The organism is Thalassospira lucentensis (assembly GCF_032921865.1).
Taxonomy (GTDB): Bacteria; Pseudomonadota; Alphaproteobacteria; order Rhodospirillales; family Thalassospiraceae; genus Thalassospira; species Thalassospira lucentensis_A.
In genome coordinates, this window is sequence record NZ_CP136684.1 from 2,911,667 (window position 1) to 2,929,801 (window position 18,135).

The following is an 18,135-nucleotide window of genomic DNA, read 5'->3' on the forward strand; positions in this document are numbered from 1 at the left end:
CTATCTTCAACCGAATTGCATCTGCTTGTCACGAGAAACCGCGTCCTCAATCATGACAAAATCGAACATGCGCAATGGGATCAAGGCGTGATGCCGAAAACCCCAACGGCTACAGGCATTTGTTTCAGTTGGTTGAATATCTCAATTTCATCTATCCGCTTTTTGCGGGTAGGTAAAGTCGCGCCAGATTCTGGCAGATGCAATCAACGAAACGCTGTTTTGAGTGCACGTGATTCGTAATTCAGCGGGGAAATGAAATCGAAAGTCCGGTGACGATTTCCCGCCCCTGCACTTTGGCCCGATCTCTTGAATAGGGATACGCACAGCGCCATATCGAAGCAACCATGAACGCATTGGGGTGCTTTGGTTGAAAATGATCTGTCCGCTATTCTCCCGCATCCTCGCCTGTGCCTGTTTTTTTGCGGGATTTGTGCCGACGGTAAGTCTTGCAGACCCTGACAAGTCCCGGCTTGAGATCGGCATTACAATCCGGTTGGCCGAGGAGTGGAAGGCGTCACTGACCACAACGCAACGCCCCTTCTTTCAGGCGATGATAGAGCAGTCCGAATTTCATCTAAATGACGGAATCCCCTACAATCGTCTGATCGAAATGTTTGACAATAAAGAGCTTGATTGTGTGGTTCTGCGTGTCCCGGCCCCTTTGGAGGGGATTATCACTGCGAACGAGCATGTCACGTTTGATCTGATCCTTTATATCCGGCGCGGAGATAATCCAGAAGTTCGTGACAGTCTTCTGATCGGGCATCTTGCCAATTTGCCACCGGTATCGGTTCCCTATGACAGCAGGATCGAATTCTATGGGATGCGCAGTTTGGAGCAGGGGGAAAAACTGCTGCTTGAAGGGCGCATTGATGGGCTCATCGCCCATGATGGGCGTTACAAGGATGAACAGGGTTTGATAGCCGCTCCGATCCCTCCGATTGTTCATGTCAGACTTGGTCTCCTTTGCCATGATACGGATTATGCCAGGTTTCTGCTTGGCCAGTTTGACCAGCGTGTCCAGACAATCCGTTCTGCCGGTGGCCGTGAAGGGGCGATTTCAGAACCCGTTGAAAGTCATCCCCCGGTACTTTGATCATCTTGTCAGGTGTTGGCCGTTGACGGAGAATCGGCACGGTGCTTGCTTTTTACGTGTGCGGAAATGTTTAAAAACAACCTGTATGTGCATTAAATTGTGAAAATGTTCACAGTTGATTTTAGCGCAACGGACGAGCGGCTCGTCGCTTTGTCGGCAGTTGCTGACGGCTTGATCAAGTTGAACGTGCCGGCCTCGTTGAAGAATTTGCTGTGATTAGTGACCGGTACTGATCCTCTGTCTCTGGTATATGCGGCGGATATTGTGTGATCTATCTGAAACCAAGAGGAATCCTTGCTTTCCGGGCTATTCGCTTGTCGGGGATCAGTCTGCCTTCACGCGGCTTGCTGTTACAGGTGCGAATACAATTAAAAATTCGTTTGAAATCAATGGGCCTCCCGGCGCGATCTGGTTGTGCCAAGAGTTGACCGCTGATCAGCAAGCAATATTCGCGAAATACCGGCTAACCATCAGCGTTGAATAAAGAACTTCAAACATGAATTCGTTGCGTGAAGGCCGAAATTCGCGTAATTATTGAAACGATGCAGTGTATCTTCGGGCTGCGTGGTTGCCTTCTGGTTGAGGGCTGCCAGGTGGCATTGAAGGTATAATGCAGGGACGTAACTTAAGCATTTTCCGCGCTTGGGGAATGCGATTACCAAAACTAAGGACGACTACGGATATGGCTACCGGAACGGTTAAGTGGTTCAATGCGACCAAGGGTTATGGCTTCATCACCCCGGACGAAGGCGGCAAGGATGCATTCGTGCACATCACCGCTGTTCAGCGCGCTGGTCTGCAGGGACTTGATGAGGGTCAGAAGGTTCAATTCGAGCTGATTGAAGGTCGTAACGGCCGCATGTCGGCAGAAGAACTCTCCATCATGTAATTTGATTTTGGATTGCAGCTTTTGCTGACAACCGTTAACGCGCCGGTCTCCGGCGCGTTATTCGTTTCAGGACCATTTTTGCGATAGGATTGCTATCGCATCTGTTTCCCAAATCGCCATCAGGTTACGCCCCATGACTCGGATCATTTTGCCTGCCCCACCTGAAAAGCCTGACGATATTGCCATATCCGGGTGGCGAAAGGCGGTGCGCAGGCAACTTCTGGCGTGGCGCAGTCAAATGGATCCGGCGATTTACGCGGAACGATCGGCTGCCGTTTGCGCGGGACTTGCCGATATCCTTGCCGCGCGCCCCAACGCCACAATCGGTTTTTACTGGCCGATACAGAATGAAGTCGACCTGCGTGCTGTGGTTACCGATCATATTGATCGCGGTGGAAAGGCCGCCTTGCCAGTCGTACCGGGCAAGGATCAGCCGATGGTCTTTCATGACTGGACACCGCAAACAGAAATGGCGCCCGGCTTTGCCCGAATTCCTGAACCGGTCGGAACGGCGGTCGTGCCCGTCCATGTCATGATCGCGCCATTGGTCGGGTTTGATGGCCGTGGTTACCGTTTGGGATATGGCGGCGGTTTTTTTGATCGGACACTTGCCGCGATGGCGGTTCGTCCACTTGTCATCGGTGTCGGATTTGAAGCGACGCGCATCGCTGACATCTTTCCGCACGAATATGACATTCCGGTCGATATCATCCTGACCGAGGCGGGTATGCGGCCGATAAGCGAAAAGGCCACTAGCGATATCAACAGGGCGGAAGGATCATCGCCGCCCTGTTTTCTGTCATCCTGATCGGGTTATTCGGCGGCCCGTATTTTGTGCCGGCCGGTCCGTACCGGAACAATATCTTTGCGCGTTGCCAGAAAGTTCGGGCGTGGCTTCGTACCGCCAAATGGCGCAACCAGCCGGTTTGACATCGCATTATAAACGAAAAACAGGTTCGATCGCGGGTAGGGGGTAATGTTGTTGCCTGACCCGTGCAATGTATTGCAGTCGAAGATCAAAACCGAACCGGCCGGGCCGACCGGCGCGACAATCCCGTTCTCGTCGACCATCTGCGACAGGTTATCCTGATCAGGGGTGCCGATTTCCTGTATTTTCAACGAGCTTTTATAGTTCTGGTCGGGCGTTTCCCCGACGCAGGAAATGAACTGCTTATGCGATCCCGGGATCAGCATCAGTGGGCCATTATGGGCCGAGTTATCAGTCAATGTGATTGACATCGAAAAGGCACGCATGCGCGGCATGCCGTCTTCGGTGTGCCAGGTTTCAAAATCCGAATGCCAGAAGAATTCCTTGCCCTTGAAAGCCGGTTTGAAATTGACCCGCGATTGATGAATGTAAACATCGTCATCCAGAAAATGTTCGGCAATCGCGACCAGCCGGTCATCGGATATCAGGCGCGCGAACACGTCACTTTTATCATGGACGCGGAAAACGCTGCGCACTTCGTTGCTGCCGGGCTCTGAAACAACCTCGTCATCGGTCGGATCCGAATTTTCAACCTGATCGGCTTCACGGCGAAGTTGCGCGACCTCTTTTTCGCTGAAAACGTTTTTCAGAAACAGAAAGCCGTTCTTTTCGTAAAATTTCTCATCCTCGGCCGAGATCATCGGGCAATGGTCCTTGTCGGACCAGATTACCGGATCAACACGATCGATGATTGTCGGACGGGAAGAGTGTCGGGATCGGTACATATCGGTAAGCATCTCATGCTCCTTTGTTGCCAAATGTGCATTTGCTGCCTGTGATTTGTCACAGATCGTATGACCACCAACGTAAAACGCGGTGGCTGGTTCCCCTTAAAGGCAAAATATCTCGTCATCCTTTCGGGAATTGTCTGCCGATGCCGGAAAATGACTGTTGTGCCAAAGGCGACAATCAGCGCGCCTTGCCACACGAAAAATCAAAAATCTTGGAGTGAGAGGGGGAGAAAGATGGCTGGGGAACCTGGACTCGAACCAGGACTAGCGGAGTCAGAGTCCGCGGGTCTACCATTAACCTATTCCCCAGCAGGGGTATGTTTGGTGTGATTTTCTGATCGGTCCGAAATGGCTGGGCCGTACATCACCAAAGCTTGCAAGGCAAGCAAAGGCTGGCTGGGGAACCTGGATTCGAACCAGGACTGACGGAGTCAGAGTCCGTAGGTCTACCGTTAACCTATTCCCCAACATAGCCTTGAACGCCGTGTGGCGTGGGCCGCTATTTATAAAACCGGTGGCACTTTGGCAAGACCTTTTTTCCCCGCCATGTGGTCAGACGCACACGCCTATGTGTTAAATGCATACGGGATTTGCCTTGTGCTACATTGTCGGTAAACTCATATGGATGATTCGCAAGACCGTCATATAAATGTCGTCTTGATGTGATCATTGGATTGGCATGTAACAGGCAAGGCAGGTTTACAAAGGTGAAACAGGTATCTCCCCATAGCGACACGCACAGGGCCATCCGTCCTGATGGTGGTGCTGCCATGGTCGGAAGTGCCGTAATGGATGCGCCGTCAGCGGTGGCATCTTCAGGCCTGTCTGGTGACAGTCTGGTTGCCGAACGCCCTGTAACTACCGCGACCAGCCATCCCCCGCTTTATGCCGCCATTGATCTGGGTAGTTCGAACTGCCGTTTGCTGGTGGCTCGTCCGTGCAATGACGGGTTCAAGGTGATTGATGCCTTTTCACGCGTTGTACGCCTTGGCGAAGGTGTCCGCGAAAAGGGATATCTTTGTCAGGCGGCGATGGATCGTGCGATTGACGCGTTAAAGGTCTGCTCAAAGAAACTGCGCAAACATCCCGGTGCAAAGCTGCGTGCGGTGGCGACCGAAGCCTGCCGTACCGCTGAAAACCGTGCCGAATTTGTTCAGAAGGTTTTTGAAGAAACCGGTATCGAACTTAAAATCATCAATCCGGATGAAGAAAGCCGTCTCGCTCTTCAGGCCTGCTCGGCCTTGCTTGATGAACGCCCCTATGCAGTGGTGTTTGACATTGGTGGTGGCAGTACGGAAATCTGCTGGATCAAGGTCGATAATATGGGCCAGACCCAGTGTATCGAAACGCTTTCGATGCCGTGCGGGGTTCTGTGTCTGACCGAACGTTATGCCGGCATCGAACAGCGCCGCGAACGGTTTGAAGCGATGCGCACCGAAATCCGTGAGCGGCTTCGCGATTTCGCCAGCCGCAATTGCTGTTCAGACATTCTTGACGACGGCAAGGTACAGATGGTTGGCACATCGGGCACCGTGACCACATTCTGCGGTATCGCGCTTGGTCTTGAACGGTATGAACGTCACAAGGTCGACGGGTCGGATCTGCGGTTCGATGATGCGGAACGCGTCACCGAATTGCTGCTGCGCATGGAAGCCGACAAGCGCAAAGGCCATCCCTGTATTGGCAATCAGCGGGCTGAACTGATGGATGCGGGGGCGGCGATCTTTGCCGCGATTCGCGATATCTGGCCTTTGGCGACGCTGAAAGTGGCCGATCGTGGCCTGCGCGAGGGAATATTGGTCGATTTGATGCGCGCGGATGGTCATGCTATTGACCCGTGCGACGCGCGACGTCATACAGTGTCCCATATTTCGGCCAATCCATGATCGGCATCATGCCATCGGATCGTACTGGCCTTTAACACGTTTCAGTTCAGGTAAAGAACATGACCGACAATAGCAGCGGAAAAGGCGGGACGCGCCGCCGCAAGGGTTCAGCCATTGCCGCGATCGATACCGGCGCACGGCGCGGGCTTCGGACGCGCGTCAAAAGTGCGAAGGGGCGCAAGATTTCCTCGACCCGCTGGCTCGACCGGCAGTTGAATGATCCTTACGTGCAGGAAGCCAAGCGCCTTGGCTATCGTTCGCGCGCCGCCTTCAAGCTGATTGAAATCAACAACCAGTTTGACCTGCTACGTCCGGGCATGCGCATTGTCGACCTTGGGGCGGCACCGGGCGGCTGGACGCAGGTTGCGGTTGATATGGTAGGATCGAAACAGGGCCGTGGCCAGGTCGTCGGTCTTGATATCCTTGAATGGGAAGGGCTTCCCGGCGCGACCTGTCTGCAGGCGGATTTCCTTGATCCAGCGGCCCCTGACATGATCAAGCAGGCCCTTGACGGGCCGGTTGATGCGGTGATTTCCGATATGTCACCCGAAACCACCGGCCATCGCCAGACCGACCATATCCGTATTATCGACCTGGTCGAACATGCCCTGCTGTTTGCCGAGGAAGTCCTGGCACCGGGAGGCATTTTCATCGCCAAGGTGTTTAAGGGCGGCACGGAAAATGACCTTCTGAACCGTGTTAAAAAGAATTTCCGCGTTTCCAAGCATGCCAAGCCGCCGGCATCGCGCCCGGAAAGCCCGGAAGCCTATCTGATCGCTACCGGATTCCGCGGGCAGAACAATGCCGCTGATGACATTGCCAATGCAGAGTTGCGAAAAGATGACGGCTGGTCACCGGTCGAATAAAATACCCGAACGGTAAAATGCAAAGCGCGCCAGAAGATCGGCGCGCTTTTTTATTTGCAAAAATTCATATCCGTACCGTCGGGGTTGTGTCGGCTGCGAAATATTCATGAACCCGATTGCGCTAAGTCAAGAAGTACCCCGCGGGCATAATCTATACATTGGTCTAGCAAATGGTCTCCGCACCGGATGAAACTGACGCAAAACTGCGCGCCCCGGGCGGGGTTTCGCTATGTCAGGATCGGTTGTGGGACCATTGATCCTTAAACGGGGTGCAATTCATGAAACAGGATCAGCTTTTTCTGACCGGTGTTGAGCGTCATTTTGGCGATAATGAAATTATCGTCAGCAAGACCGACACCAAGGGTCGTATTACCTACGCAAATGACGTCTTTCTGCGGGTCGCAGGATATCGTGAAAAGGATATTCTGGGGCAACCGCACAGCATTATCCGTCATCCGGATATGCCGCGCTGCGTGTTCGCCTTGTTGTGGGACACGATTTCCAAGGGGCGCGAGATTTTCGCCTATGTGATCAACCGGTCGGCAAATGGTGATCATTACTGGGTTCTGGCCAATGTCACGCCGACTTTCGGGCCAAACGGTAACATCATTGGCTATCATTCAAACCGTCGGGTGCCGCGCCGCGAAGCAGTCGAACAGGTTATTCCGCTTTATGCCGATCTTCGTGCCGAAGAAGAACGCGAACGCAATCGCAAGGACGGTATGGCACGCAGTGCACAAAAACTTGGCAACCTCCTGGGGCAGGCAGGCATCGACTATGATCAGTTTGTTTTCACTCTCTAATCTGCGACGGATTTTGATTTCTGGCCTGATTCTGGCCTTTGGGCTGATCGCTACCCTTCTGTTGGCACCAACCCATGCACCGCTTGTTTCCGTGATTGCGATTATCGGCCTTCTCGTACTGGCTTTGATTGGCACTGTTGCCATTACCCGCCACAAGCGGATCATTGATGAACTGCACGATATCGTCCATGACGCTGCCGATGGGAAAATGGGTGTCAGGGTCAATAATCGTCAAACGCAGGGATATCTTGCGCCCCTGCAAAATGCGGTGAACCAGCTGCTTGACCTGACCGAGGCGTTCGCCAAGGAAGCTGCAGGGGCCATGGGCCACGCGTCGCGCGGATCCTATTATCGCAAAATCCTGCCCAAGGGATTGCGTGGTGATCTGATCGGCTATGCCGGAACGGTCAATGCGGCCCTTGATGCCATGTCTGAAAAGACCAGAAGCTTTACCTATAGTGCGGGGCGAATTGGCGAAGATATCCAGTCAGTCGTCGGTTCGGTATCAAGCAGCGCAAAACAGCTTAGCGACAGTTCTGATTTCCTGTCCCGGCAGGTCAGCCGCATTGCCGAACAGGCCAATGATATGCGTCTTGCTGCCGACGACAGCACCGAGGCCCTGAACGGCATCGCGGTTGCCACCGAACAATTCAGTGCATCTATCCGTCAGATCGGGGCACAGATCAATGGTTCTGCCGAACTGGCCGAGGCGGCGGTCAGCCGGGCCCGCGTTGCAGATGATCACATCACGCGCCTTGATGACATGGCACTTCGTGTGACCAAGGTGGTTGAACTGATCACCGATGTTGCCGATCAGACCAATCTTCTGGCGCTGAACGCCACGATTGAGGCCGCCCGTGCGGGTGAGGCCGGCAAGGGATTTGCCGTGGTCGCGACCGAAGTCAAAAATCTGGCGTCCCAGACATCGCGTGCCGCCGAACAGGTGATTGGTGAAATCGGCGAAATGCAATCCATGACCCGCGAGGCGGTTTCATCGGTGCGCGAGATCAATGAAAAGATCAGCGAGATTGATAGTGGTGCCCGTCTGGTTGCCGAGGCCGCCCGCGAACAGACCGAAGTTGTCGGTGCCATCAGTGACCGGATCGATCAGGCGGTTCGACGGATGCAAACCATTGCGGCGATCCTCGCCGACGTCGCCAGCGGCACGACCGAGTCCGGCTCTGTCGTTCTGCAGCTTCATAGCGAGGCGACAAATCTTCTGGGGCAGGCCAATTCACTGGATGGCGATGTGCGTCGGTTCATCGACAAGGTGCTGAAGGTTCCGGATGCTGCGCCCGCGTAAAACAGGGGCAGGGCGGCTTTCGCGATTGCGGCAAAAGCTTGCTATGCCTTGCAAAACAGCGGCATGATCCGGGCATGAAAAAGGGGCTGCGCCAGATAGCAGCCCCATCTACCAGTTTCTAACGGAACTGCCCGGATAATGCAGCAATAAAATAACAGGGCTGCTATGGGCGCAGAAAACTTGGCATAAAGGCCATAACGTGTATAAGTTCCGCGCCAACTCAGATTAACGAGGTGGCCCCATATGACCCGCATTGCAGAAGCCCTGACGTTTGACGACGTTTTGATCAAACCCGCCGCCAGCGAAGTGCTGCCGGCACAGGTGCAGACCAACACCCGCATTACCAAAAATATCGACCTGCGCATTCCGCTTCTGTCGTCCGCAATGGACACGGTGACCGAAAGCCCGATGGCGATTGTTATGGCGCAACATGGTGGTATGGGGGTCATTCACAAGAACCTCGATATCGCACAGCAGGCCGAAGAAGTTCGCCGCGTAAAGAAATTTGAATCCGGTATGGTCGTCAACCCGATCACCATCCACCCGGATCAGACGCTCGCCGATGCGCTGGACCTGATGGACATCAACCACATTTCCGGTATTCCGGTTGTCGAACGCGCCAGCAATAAGCTGGTCGGCATTCTGACCAACCGTGATGTGCGCTTTGCATCCAACCGTTCGCAACCGGTTTCCGAACTGATGACCCACGAAAATCTGGTCACGGTGACGGAAAACGTCGACACCGAAGAAGCCAAGAAACTTCTCCACCAGCACCGTATTGAAAAGCTTCTGGTGGTTGACGAAGCCTATCGCTGCACCGGCCTGATCACGGTCAAGGATATCGAAAAAGCCAAACTGCACCCGAATGCCTGCAAGGACGAAAGCGGTCGCCTGCGTGTTGCCGCGGCAACTGGTGTCGGCGAAAGCGGCTTTGAACGCGCAATGGCGCTGGTCGAGGCCGGTGTTGACGTGCTGGTCATCGATACCGCACATGGCCATTCGGCCGGTGTGATCAAGGCAGTCGAATATATTAAATCAAAGATCGGTAATACCCAGATCATCGCCGGTAACGTTGCCACCCCCGAAGCCGTCAAGGCACTGGCCGAAGCCGGTGCGGATGCGGTCAAGGTCGGCATCGGTCCGGGTTCGATCTGTACCACTCGTATTGTTGCCGGTGTCGGTGTCCCGCAATTGACGGCAATCCTTGAATGCGCGGAAATTGGTCACAAGCTTGACGTTCCGATCATCGCCGATGGCGGTATCAAGTTTTCGGGCGACATTGCCAAGGCAATGGCTGCGGGTGCCAGCACCTGCATGGTTGGCTCGCTTCTGGCCGGTACCGACGAAGCCCCGGGTGAGGTCATTCTGTATCAGGGCCGTTCGTACAAATCCTATCGCGGGATGGGCTCGGTCGGTGCCATGGCACGCGGGTCGGCAGACCGTTACTTCCAGCAGGACGTTCAGGATAACCTGAAACTTGTTCCCGAAGGCATCGAAGGCCGTGTTCCTTACAAGGGCCCGGCTGGTCAGATCATCCATCAGATGGTTGGCGGTCTTAAGGCATCAATGGGCTATACCGGTTCGGCAACGCTTGCCGATTTCCGCGAACGGGCTCAGTTTGTCCGCATTACCAATGCGGGCCTTCGCGAAAGCCATGCCCATGACGTGACCATCACCCGCGAAGCTCCGAACTATCGGCCGGGTAACTGATCGCGGGCGCGCTGATCAATTGGCTGGGCTGCCTTGCGTGTGTCGCTGTTGGCGAATGGCCCAACCCGTGATATCAGCGGGCACAAATTTCAGATGACGGCAGGCAATCCTGCCGTCATCGCCTTTTTTATCGTATGGTGTTCGGGCAATTCCCATATCGGGACAGGAACATCACACTCAGACAGGTTGGACATTCGTTTTGAAACCCGGTGCACGTATCGCGGCAGTCATTGAACTTTATGATGGCTGGACCCAGACCAGAGACGACGCAGACCGCGTCATTTCCGGCTATTTTGGCAATCGCCGTTATATCGGTGGTGGCGATCGTCGCGAGATCAGCGAACGTTTCTATAACCTGGTCCGTCATCAGGCGCGTCTGGGCTGGTGGCTTGCCGAATGCGGATACGAATTCCAGGACGGTCGTGCGCGCATGATTGCCGAACTGGTTTTGCAGGATAACCGCAGTGCCGATGACATTTCCGACATGTTCAGCGGTGAACAGTTCTGCCCGAACCCGCTGCATCCGGCGGAAAAACATCTGATCAACAAGCTGACCGGTAAAACCCTTGACCATGACGGGCAGCCGGGCGCAGTCAAAACCGAATTGCCGAAATGGCTTTATGCCGAGCTGCTAAAGCTCCATCACGAAAACCTTCCGGCGGAAATGGCGGCCTATAATCAGCCCGCCAAGCTTGATCTGCGCGTCAACCGCCTGCGTGGCACGGTCGAGGACGCGATCAAATCGCTTCAGGCCGATGGCATCCACAATATCGAAAAGCTTCCTTATGCGCCCAATGGCCTGCGGTTGCCGCTTGGCGTCAATATGCTGGTCACGGCGGCCTATAAGGACGGTCTGATCGAAATCCAGGACGAAGCATCGCAGATTTGCGTGCGTCTGGTCGATGCCAGGCCGGGCATGCATATCCTTGATATGTGTGCGGGCGGTGGCGGCAAGACGCTTGGTATGGCATCCGACATGCGCGGCAAGGGCCGTATCCTTGCCTGCGATACCCATGGCGGTCGTCTGGATAATTCGCGCAAGCGTGCCAAACGTGCCGGTGCCGGGGACTGCATCCAGCAGCGCATCATTTCCGATGAGCGTGATAGCTGGCTTCGCAATAAATCCGGTTTCTTTGATCGTGTTCTGCTTGATGTTCCCTGTTCGGGGCTTGGCACCCTGCGCCGCAACCCGGCGCTGCGCTGGCGCATCGGGCAGCGCGATATTCGCACGCTGATGGCAAACCAAAGCAAGATTTTGAAGGCCGGTGCGGCAAAGGTCACCAAGGGCGGGCGTCTGATTTACGCGACCTGTTCGATCATGCCCGAAGAAAACGAACGCCTGATCGAAACCTTCATGCGTGATCGCAAGGATTTCCGGCCGGTCCCGATCAGTGAAATCTGGCCCGACGCCCCGAAATCCGTTCCGGTCCCCGGTGGCAAGGACAAGCCGTGGCTTCGCCTGTCGCCGAACGAGCATGGCACGGACGGTTTCTTTGTTGCCGTGTTTGAACGCACAGCCAAAGGCAAGGTGAAATAATGACAATGGCGGCCATGGTCATCGCAAACAACCCGATGTCCGATGCCGCCCTTGGTCTGCTTGCAAACTGTAAAATTGCGGCAAGAAAAATGGCCCTGTCCCGAATGGGGACAGGGCCAGTTCTTTTCACAAGTGCATTTTACCGTGAACGCTATGTGAAGATTGGATCTTCCACAGTTTACCCGGCCGGTTTTTTATTCCGTCTTGGGGGCAGCTTCGCCACCGGTGGTGCCGCCATCATCCTGCGGCATCAGTTCCAGCGGGCTGCTATCTTCGCCTGCATTGCCATCAAGACCCTTCATGCCCGGGACTTCCTGATTGTTGTCCGGCAGGACGGTGTTCGGCGCTTCGCCGGTTTCGGCTGCCGGGGCATCAGGTGCCGGGGTCATGGTATCGCTGTTCTCGGTACCTGTTTCATTGCCAAACAGCGACGCCGGGTTATTGCTCTCGGACTGGGTCATCGCAATGGCCGTTGCCGCACCAGCGACCAGAAGAAGGCCAGCGACGGCAAGCGCGATTTTACTGCCTTTGTTCTGTGTCATTTGTCTGTGTCCCTTTGCATGGTCAAACTTGATTTGCTCATGATTTCTAATTCTGTCGGACGCGGTTATCTCCGTGCTCCGTTGGAAACCAAGTTACAGACGCATTGCGCAGGAAAAAGGGACCAATTGTGCTCTTTTCGGGGGCGTTCCGGCAGGAAAAGGCCGCAATTGTCCCCAAATACCGGAATTCGGCATCAGAATTTCATGAATGCATCCCAAGGTAACCGTTTGCGCCGGGTTGCCGAGACGGATGGTTTGGCGTATGTACGGCGCAACCCCATACTCGACGGAGATACGGCCCGATGACAGATCGCGTGCTGATTATTGATTTTGGATCGCAGGTCACCCAGCTGATTGCACGCCGCGTGCGCGAAAGCGGTGTCTATAGCGAAATCCACCCCTTCAACAATGTCTCGGATGCTTTCCTTGACGAATACGCGCCCAAGGCCGTGATCCTGTCTGGTGGCCCGGCATCGGTCCATTGGGACAAGGCACCCTCGGCTCCGGCAAAGGTCTTTGAACTTGGCGTGCCGGTGCTTGGCATCTGTTATGGTCAGCAGACCATGGTCAACCAGCTTGGCGGCAAGGTTGCGACGTCCGATCACCGCGAATTCGGTCGTGCCTTTGTTGATGTGATCGAAGATTGCGCGCTGTTCACCGGCATCTGGGCCGAAGGTGCACGCGAACAGGTCTGGATGAGCCACGGCGACCGCGTCGATGCCCTTCCTGACGGGTTCCGCGTTGTTGGCAAATCCGAAGGCGCACCGTTTGCCGCCATCGCCAATGACGACAAGAAATTCTATGCCGTGCAGTTCCACCCCGAAGTGGTCCACACCCCGCATGGCGCGCAGCTGCTTAAGAACTTCACGCATGGTGTTGCCGGTTGCTCTGGCGACTGGACAATGAACGCCTATAAAGACGACGCCATTGCCAAAATCCGCAAACAGGTCGGCGATGGCAAAGTCATTTGTGGTCTTTCAGGCGGTGTTGACAGCTCCGTCACCGCGGTTCTGATCCACGAAGCGATTGGCGATCAGCTGACCTGCGTGTTCGTTGATCATGGTTTCATGCGCTCGGGCGAAGCCGACCAGGTCGTCACCCTGTTCCGCGACCATTACAACATTCCGCTGGTCCATGTTGATGCCTCCGAAACCTTCATCGGTGCGATCGAAGGCGAAATCGATCCGGAAACCAAACGCAAAACCATTGGTCGCCTGTTCATCGAAGTGTTCGAAGAAGAGGCCAAGAAAATCGGGGGTGCTGATTTCCTTGCACAGGGGACCCTTTACCCGGACGTCATCGAAAGCGTGTCTTTCACCGGCGGCCCGTCGGTCACCATCAAGTCACACCACAACGTCGGTGGCCTTCCGGAACGCATGAACATGCAATTGGTCGAGCCACTGCGTGAGCTGTTCAAGGACGAAGTCCGTGACCTTGGCCGTGAACTGGGCCTGCCCGACAGCTTTGTTGGTCGTCATCCGTTCCCTGGCCCGGGCCTTGCCATTCGTATCCCCGGCCAGCCGATCACGCGCGAAAAGCTCGATATCCTGCGCAAGGCCGATGCGATCTATCTCGAAGAAATCCGTAATGCCGGTCTCTATGACGCCATCTGGCAGGCCTTCGCAGTGCTGCTGCCGGTCCGTACCGTTGGCGTGATGGGCGATGGTCGTACCTATGACTATGCCTGCGCTTTGCGCGCGGTCACTTCGACCGACGGCATGACCGCCGACTTCTTCGCCTTCCCGCCGGAACTGCTTGGCCGCATCGCCAATCGGATCATCAACGAGGTCAACGGTATCAACCGCGTTACCTACGACTACACCTCGAAACCACCGGGAACGATTGAGTGGGAATAAGTTTTCCGATCACCGGAAACAACAAACGGCGCGCCCAATGGACGCGCCGTTTTGTTTTGGGCTGTTCTAATAGCTCGGCCCATCCGAGCCGCAATCCCCTGTCGAATTGCATGCATTCGATAAAACCTGCTGAACACTGCGCTGCCAGTTAAAGGTCAGGCAGGAAGATAGCGACAGGGTCGCGACTATTACGGCGATAAGGGCAAGGTGGCGCATTCTGGCCCCCGTTTCCTTTGGATGGTTCAGGCCGGTATCAGACGACGACATTATACCAGAACCCGGTCGCAATGTCGTCGGCGCATGGTTTGCGCGGCGAGGCCCGCAATCAGATCTTTTTGACGAATTCGGATTTAAGCTTCATCGGGCCAAATCCGTCGATCTTGCAATCGATATTGTGGTCGCCTTCGACAAGGCGGATATTCTTGACCTTGGTGCCGACCTTAAGCGGTTGAGACGCACCCTTGACCTTCAGGTCCTTGATGATCGAAACCGTATCGCCATCGGCAAGGATATTGCCATTGGCATCCCTGTATTCGGTTTCGTCTCCGCCCGTTGCGGTTTGCTGCGACCATTCATGGGCGCATTCCGGGCAAATCAGCAATTCACCATCTTCGTAGGTATAGGGCGACTGGCATTTCGGGCAGGGGGGCAGCGTGCTCACGGCAAATCCTTGGGTAAAAGCTTGATAAAGACCCACCCGTTCCGGTTTGGCCGTCTATCTCGTAACGCCCGAATTCCCGATTGTCGAGAGGTTGCGCCGATATTTAAGTCCCAAATAATTGCGCGGCAAAGATCAGCATCGCAAACAGGCTGACAAAATAGGCAATGGATCGCACGCCATTGATGCCCGGAAGGCGCGTGATCCCGGCAAAATAAAACCCGGCATGGGCAAGGCGGGCGATGGTAAAGACAACCGCACAGGCCAGGGTGACAGTGTTTGAGATACCGATTGCGTGCGCGACCAGAACGATGATCGCAAACGGCACCAGATTTTCCAGATGGTTCTGATGGGCACGCAGGCCGCGCGCGGCCAGGCCCTGCCGTTCGGGCAGGTTGTCGCGATTGCCCATCAGGCGTTTGCCGCCGACCTGTCTGCCATAGGACCAGTTGTAAACCCAAGGAAACGCAAGGCAGAAAAGGGCATTGAGGACGAGAAGGGCAAGTTCGGTTGGCAAGGAAATACCTTTGAGTGATGGTGTTTCCCTGCCATACGCAGGAAGAAGGGAAAGCGATCACACTTTTGCGCAACGGAGTTTGCGCATTCAGCCAAAGGTGATCGCACTTAAAGTGATTATTCTTCGGCCGCCTTGCGAAGGGCCGGGAGCCCGACACCAGCCGTTTCAAACCCGCCATCGGCGGCGATCACCTGACCGGTAACGTAGCTCGCCTTGTCGGAGCACAGAAACGCAATCACTTCGGCGATCTCGCGTTCGCTGCCATACCGGCCAAGGGGCATGGCATCAAGATAGGCCGATATGATTTCCGGCGAATGCACGGCCATGGCAAGCTTGGTTTTCACCGGGCCAGGGCAGACGCAATTGGCCCGGACACCAAAATCACCAAGCTCGATCGCCTGCTGTTTGGTCATGTGAATGACGGCCGCCTTCGATGTGCCATAGGCCACCCGAAGGGTCGACGCCCGAAGCCCGGAAATCGAGCCGATATTGACAATTGCACCCTTGGTCTGCTTGAGCGCCGGAATGGCCGCCTGCGAAACAAGAAAGGTCCCGTCAAGGTTGGTTTCCATGATCCGGCGCCACGCGCTGAAATCGGTTTCATGGATCGGCAGGAAATCGGCAACCCCGGCATTGTTGACAACCGCATCGATCTGTCCGAACTCGGTCAGGACCTCGTCGATCATCAGATCGACCTGTTCAGGGATCGATACGTCATATTCAAATGCCTTGGCATTCGCGATATCGCGACATGCGTTGCGAAGTTCCGCGCTGTCGCGATCAATCATCGCAACCTGCCAGCCCAGTTCAATAAAAAGATGGGTTGTTGCAAGTCCGATGCCGCGTGCGGCACCTGTTACGAGGGCAACCTTGTTTTCCATTCACGTCTTCCCTGATAACAGCCGTTAAACAGGCTGCTTTGTTTCTTATGAAGGACGGCCCCGTTTTAACCGGGCCGTCATGATCACAGGAGCTTACAGGTCGTCGGCAACGAATTCCAGAAGATCACCGGGTTGGCAATCAAGTTCCCGGCAAATTGCGGCAAGTGTTTCAAACCGCACACCGCGCACCTTGCCTGATTTCAGAAGCGACAGGTTCTGTTCGCTTACCCCGATCCGGCTGGCAAGGTCCTTGGACTTCATCTTTCGCAGGGCAAGCATCACGTCAAGCCGGACAATGATCGCCATCAGACGAAGCTCCTGTTCTCGTCCTCGATCCGGGTGGCTTCTCCCAATACCCACGCAATCACCAAAAGCAACCCGCCCAGAAACAGAGTGCTGGCCTCGGCATCGCTGAGCCCGATAGACAGCATCCTTTCGCCTTCGGGACGCGTTATGGTTGCCAGTACGGATGTCAGTGCACCTGAAAGCGGCTTGATCAGGGTTTGCGCCATAAGGGCCACGGAAAATGCTTTCAGATGGGCAATCGGGGCAGGCTGGAAAATATGGTTTTCGGCAAAGGACAGGAACATCTTGCGCAACCGCCAAAGCCCATAGGCCATAACAAGTGTCGGCAGCATCATCGATGCCATCACGGCATATTTCTGCCAGCCGGAAAGGGCGCGCAGTTCTTCAAGGCTGATGGTCATCTGGCTGGCGCTGGTATCAATCCAGCCATCCACATGCCAGATCAGCGGCACGAGGCAGATTTCAAAAACAACAGCGATAAGGCATACCCAGCCAAGAATGCGGCTGACAGTGCGGACATTTTTCAGGGTGTCGGACATGATGGGGCTCCATCCGGAAGCATTCGGGTGACGTTTAAATAACGAATCGAATTTATTAATTAAAATAAAACATGAATTTTTTATCGAAATGAGTCAATCCGGATTTTTGCCGGTAATCGGGATCTGGGCGGCAGGCGGGCGATGCCCGGCCAAAATCCAGACAAAAAAACAGCCGGGGCGGTTGAAACACCCGGCTGTAGAAGGATGGCGGGGAGGGGAGGAAAACCCGCCAGGGAAGAGAGGGAGACGAAAAAGTCTGGCTGCTTCCAGCGCGGCGTCGTTAATGCCGTTCGGAAGAGATCATTGCATCCCAAGCTTCCTGCAAACGTTGCTTTGCTTCACGGAAACGCTGCAGGGATTCTTGCGGGATATCACCGCTATGATCTTTTATCTCGCTCCAGGCGGCATCCATGTCATCCCACGCCTGAACAACCTCACTTGGAAGTTTTTCAAGGCCGCTTTCGGATTCCCTGCAATGTGCAGCAAGACCGAACTCCCAATCCTTGAATTCCTGATGGAGCTTGGCGTGCTCCGGAATGGGGCGGGCTGTCATGGGAGCCTCCTTTTGCTTTTCCAGACAGGTTCAATCTGGCGTGTAATCGTGTCATCGATTTGCAATGAAAAGGCGATTTTGGGGCATTTTAACCACAAGGCATAAAATCCCGGGCTTACTTGCCCGTCATGTCGTTCCACGCCTTTTCAAGCTTTGCGGTTGCCTTGTGGAACTGCTCTGCAGTGGTATTGCTTGCCGCATCACCTTCGGCCTTAAGCTTTTCCCATGCCTCGTTCATCTCGTTATATGGGCCGGTAATCTCTTTGGGCAGATTTCCGACCTGCATGTCGTTTTTCGCGCAGTAACCGGCCACATTCCGTTCCCAACTGTCACGGGACTGGCGCAGATTGAAAATGTCGAGTGCTGTTTGCTCTTGCATCGGTGCGTCTCCTTGCTCTGGTTGGCACTTTCGATGGTGGGTCATACCTGTAACGTTCCCTGCGGGGCGGAGTTCCATGCGCGCAAACATCAAGT

20 protein-coding genes and 2 tRNA genes are annotated in these 18,135 nt (G+C 54.9%); 10 read left to right on the forward strand and 12 right to left on the reverse strand.

Annotated features, from left to right (window positions below):
* The first annotated feature begins 430 nt into the window (after nucleotides 1-430).
* The 3 genes from R1T41_RS14035 to R1T41_RS14045 all read left to right on the forward strand — a co-directional run bounded on the left by R1T41_RS14035 (nucleotide 431) and on the right by R1T41_RS14045 (nucleotide 2,793).
* Nucleotides 431-1,096, forward strand: a complete 666-nt coding sequence (locus tag R1T41_RS14035) for a hypothetical protein (RefSeq protein WP_317337592.1) — start codon at nucleotides 431-433, stop codon at nucleotides 1,094-1,096.
* Between the two features lie 682 nt (nucleotides 1,097-1,778).
* Nucleotides 1,779-1,985, forward strand: a complete 207-nt coding sequence (locus tag R1T41_RS14040; RefSeq protein WP_007090786.1) for a cold-shock protein — start codon at nucleotides 1,779-1,781, stop codon at nucleotides 1,983-1,985.
* Nucleotides 1,986-2,118: 133 nt separating this feature from the next.
* Nucleotides 2,119-2,793 (forward strand): 5-formyltetrahydrofolate cyclo-ligase, encoded by a 675-nt coding sequence (locus R1T41_RS14045; RefSeq protein ID WP_062959252.1) that lies wholly within the window; start codon nucleotides 2,119-2,121, stop codon nucleotides 2,791-2,793.
* A gap of 5 nt (nucleotides 2,794-2,798) precedes the next feature.
* Here R1T41_RS14045 and thpD read toward each other — a convergent pair whose 3' ends face one another.
* The 3 genes from thpD to R1T41_RS14060 form a co-directional block, all read right to left on the reverse strand.
* Nucleotides 2,799-3,710 carry an ectoine hydroxylase gene (gene thpD, locus R1T41_RS14050; RefSeq protein WP_317337593.1) on the reverse strand — a complete coding sequence of 304 codons (912 nt, stop codon included), beginning with the start codon at nucleotides 3,708-3,710 and terminating at the stop codon, nucleotides 2,799-2,801.
* 229 nt (nucleotides 3,711-3,939) lie between these two features.
* A tRNA-Gln gene (locus R1T41_RS14055) sits at nucleotides 3,940-4,013 on the reverse strand.
* An 84-nt stretch (nucleotides 4,014-4,097) separates the two neighbouring features.
* Nucleotides 4,098-4,171 (reverse strand) — tRNA-Gln (locus tag R1T41_RS14060).
* A 240-nt stretch (nucleotides 4,172-4,411) separates the two neighbouring features.
* Here R1T41_RS14060 and R1T41_RS14065 point away from each other — a divergent pair.
* The 6 genes from R1T41_RS14065 (at nucleotide 4,412) to R1T41_RS14090 (ending at nucleotide 11,809) form a co-directional block, all read left to right on the forward strand.
* A complete protein-coding gene (locus tag R1T41_RS14065; protein WP_317337594.1) occupies nucleotides 4,412-5,590 on the forward strand; it encodes a Ppx/GppA phosphatase family protein in 1,179 nt (392 codons plus the stop codon).
* 59 nt (nucleotides 5,591-5,649) lie between these two features.
* Nucleotides 5,650-6,456: an RlmE family RNA methyltransferase gene (locus tag R1T41_RS14070; RefSeq protein ID WP_062952610.1), complete on the forward strand. Its 807-nt coding sequence runs from the start codon at nucleotides 5,650-5,652 to the stop codon at nucleotides 6,454-6,456.
* A 278-nt stretch (nucleotides 6,457-6,734) separates the two neighbouring features.
* Complete coding sequence (locus R1T41_RS14075; protein WP_062952609.1) at nucleotides 6,735-7,259, forward strand: PAS domain-containing protein; 525 nt, start codon at nucleotides 6,735-6,737, stop codon at nucleotides 7,257-7,259.
* Nucleotides 7,234-8,562: a methyl-accepting chemotaxis protein gene (locus R1T41_RS14080; RefSeq protein WP_317337595.1), complete on the forward strand. Its 1,329-nt coding sequence runs from the start codon at nucleotides 7,234-7,236 to the stop codon at nucleotides 8,560-8,562. The genes R1T41_RS14075 and R1T41_RS14080 overlap by 26 nt, the downstream gene beginning before the upstream one ends.
* Before the next feature lie 243 nt (nucleotides 8,563-8,805).
* The gene (gene guaB, locus R1T41_RS14085) at nucleotides 8,806-10,272 is read left to right on the forward strand and encodes an IMP dehydrogenase (RefSeq protein ID WP_062952607.1); all 1,467 of its coding nucleotides are present in this window, start codon (nucleotides 8,806-8,808) and stop codon (nucleotides 10,270-10,272) included.
* 199 nt (nucleotides 10,273-10,471) lie between these two features.
* Nucleotides 10,472-11,809 carry an RsmB/NOP family class I SAM-dependent RNA methyltransferase gene (locus R1T41_RS14090; protein ID WP_317337596.1) on the forward strand — a complete coding sequence of 446 codons (1,338 nt, stop codon included), beginning with the start codon at nucleotides 10,472-10,474 and terminating at the stop codon, nucleotides 11,807-11,809.
* Nucleotides 11,810-12,003: 194 nt separating this feature from the next.
* Here R1T41_RS14090 and R1T41_RS14095 read toward each other — a convergent pair whose 3' ends face one another.
* On the reverse strand, nucleotides 12,004-12,351 hold the full coding sequence (locus R1T41_RS14095) for a hypothetical protein (protein WP_317337597.1): 348 nt from the start codon (nucleotides 12,349-12,351) through the stop codon (nucleotides 12,004-12,006).
* Between the two features lie 302 nt (nucleotides 12,352-12,653).
* Here R1T41_RS14095 and guaA point away from each other — a divergent pair, with 302 nt between their 5' ends.
* Nucleotides 12,654-14,207: a glutamine-hydrolyzing GMP synthase gene (guaA, locus tag R1T41_RS14100; protein ID WP_114094949.1), complete on the forward strand. Its 1,554-nt coding sequence runs from the start codon at nucleotides 12,654-12,656 to the stop codon at nucleotides 14,205-14,207.
* A 66-nt stretch (nucleotides 14,208-14,273) separates the two neighbouring features.
* On the opposite strand, the gene R1T41_RS14105 is transcribed toward guaA, so the two are convergent.
* The 8 genes from R1T41_RS14105 to R1T41_RS14140 form a co-directional block, all read right to left on the reverse strand.
* Complete coding sequence (locus R1T41_RS14105) at nucleotides 14,274-14,474, reverse strand: hypothetical protein (RefSeq protein WP_317337598.1); 201 nt, start codon at nucleotides 14,472-14,474, stop codon at nucleotides 14,274-14,276.
* 58 nt (nucleotides 14,475-14,532) lie between these two features.
* Nucleotides 14,533-14,868: a zinc ribbon domain-containing protein YjdM gene (locus R1T41_RS14110; RefSeq protein ID WP_317337599.1), complete on the reverse strand. Its 336-nt coding sequence runs from the start codon at nucleotides 14,866-14,868 to the stop codon at nucleotides 14,533-14,535.
* 103 nt (nucleotides 14,869-14,971) lie between these two features.
* Complete coding sequence (locus tag R1T41_RS14115; RefSeq protein ID WP_317337600.1) at nucleotides 14,972-15,382, reverse strand: MAPEG family protein; 411 nt, start codon at nucleotides 15,380-15,382, stop codon at nucleotides 14,972-14,974.
* Between the two features lie 116 nt (nucleotides 15,383-15,498).
* Nucleotides 15,499-16,263: an SDR family NAD(P)-dependent oxidoreductase gene (locus tag R1T41_RS14120; protein ID WP_247793802.1), complete on the reverse strand. Its 765-nt coding sequence runs from the start codon at nucleotides 16,261-16,263 to the stop codon at nucleotides 15,499-15,501.
* Nucleotides 16,264-16,356: 93 nt separating this feature from the next.
* Nucleotides 16,357-16,569: a helix-turn-helix domain-containing protein gene (locus tag R1T41_RS14125; RefSeq protein WP_062952600.1), complete on the reverse strand. Its 213-nt coding sequence runs from the start codon at nucleotides 16,567-16,569 to the stop codon at nucleotides 16,357-16,359.
* On the reverse strand, nucleotides 16,569-17,108 hold the full coding sequence (locus R1T41_RS14130; RefSeq protein ID WP_062952599.1) for a DUF2975 domain-containing protein: 540 nt from the start codon (nucleotides 17,106-17,108) through the stop codon (nucleotides 16,569-16,571). The genes R1T41_RS14125 and R1T41_RS14130 overlap by 1 nt, the downstream gene beginning before the upstream one ends.
* Before the next feature lie 280 nt (nucleotides 17,109-17,388).
* On the reverse strand, nucleotides 17,389-17,661 hold the full coding sequence (locus tag R1T41_RS14135; RefSeq protein ID WP_097050781.1) for a hypothetical protein: 273 nt from the start codon (nucleotides 17,659-17,661) through the stop codon (nucleotides 17,389-17,391).
* A 115-nt stretch (nucleotides 17,662-17,776) separates the two neighbouring features.
* Entirely contained in the window at nucleotides 17,777-18,040 is a 264-nt protein-coding gene (locus R1T41_RS14140; protein ID WP_097050780.1) for a hypothetical protein, read from the reverse strand.
* Nucleotides 18,041-18,135 lie beyond the last annotated feature (95 nt).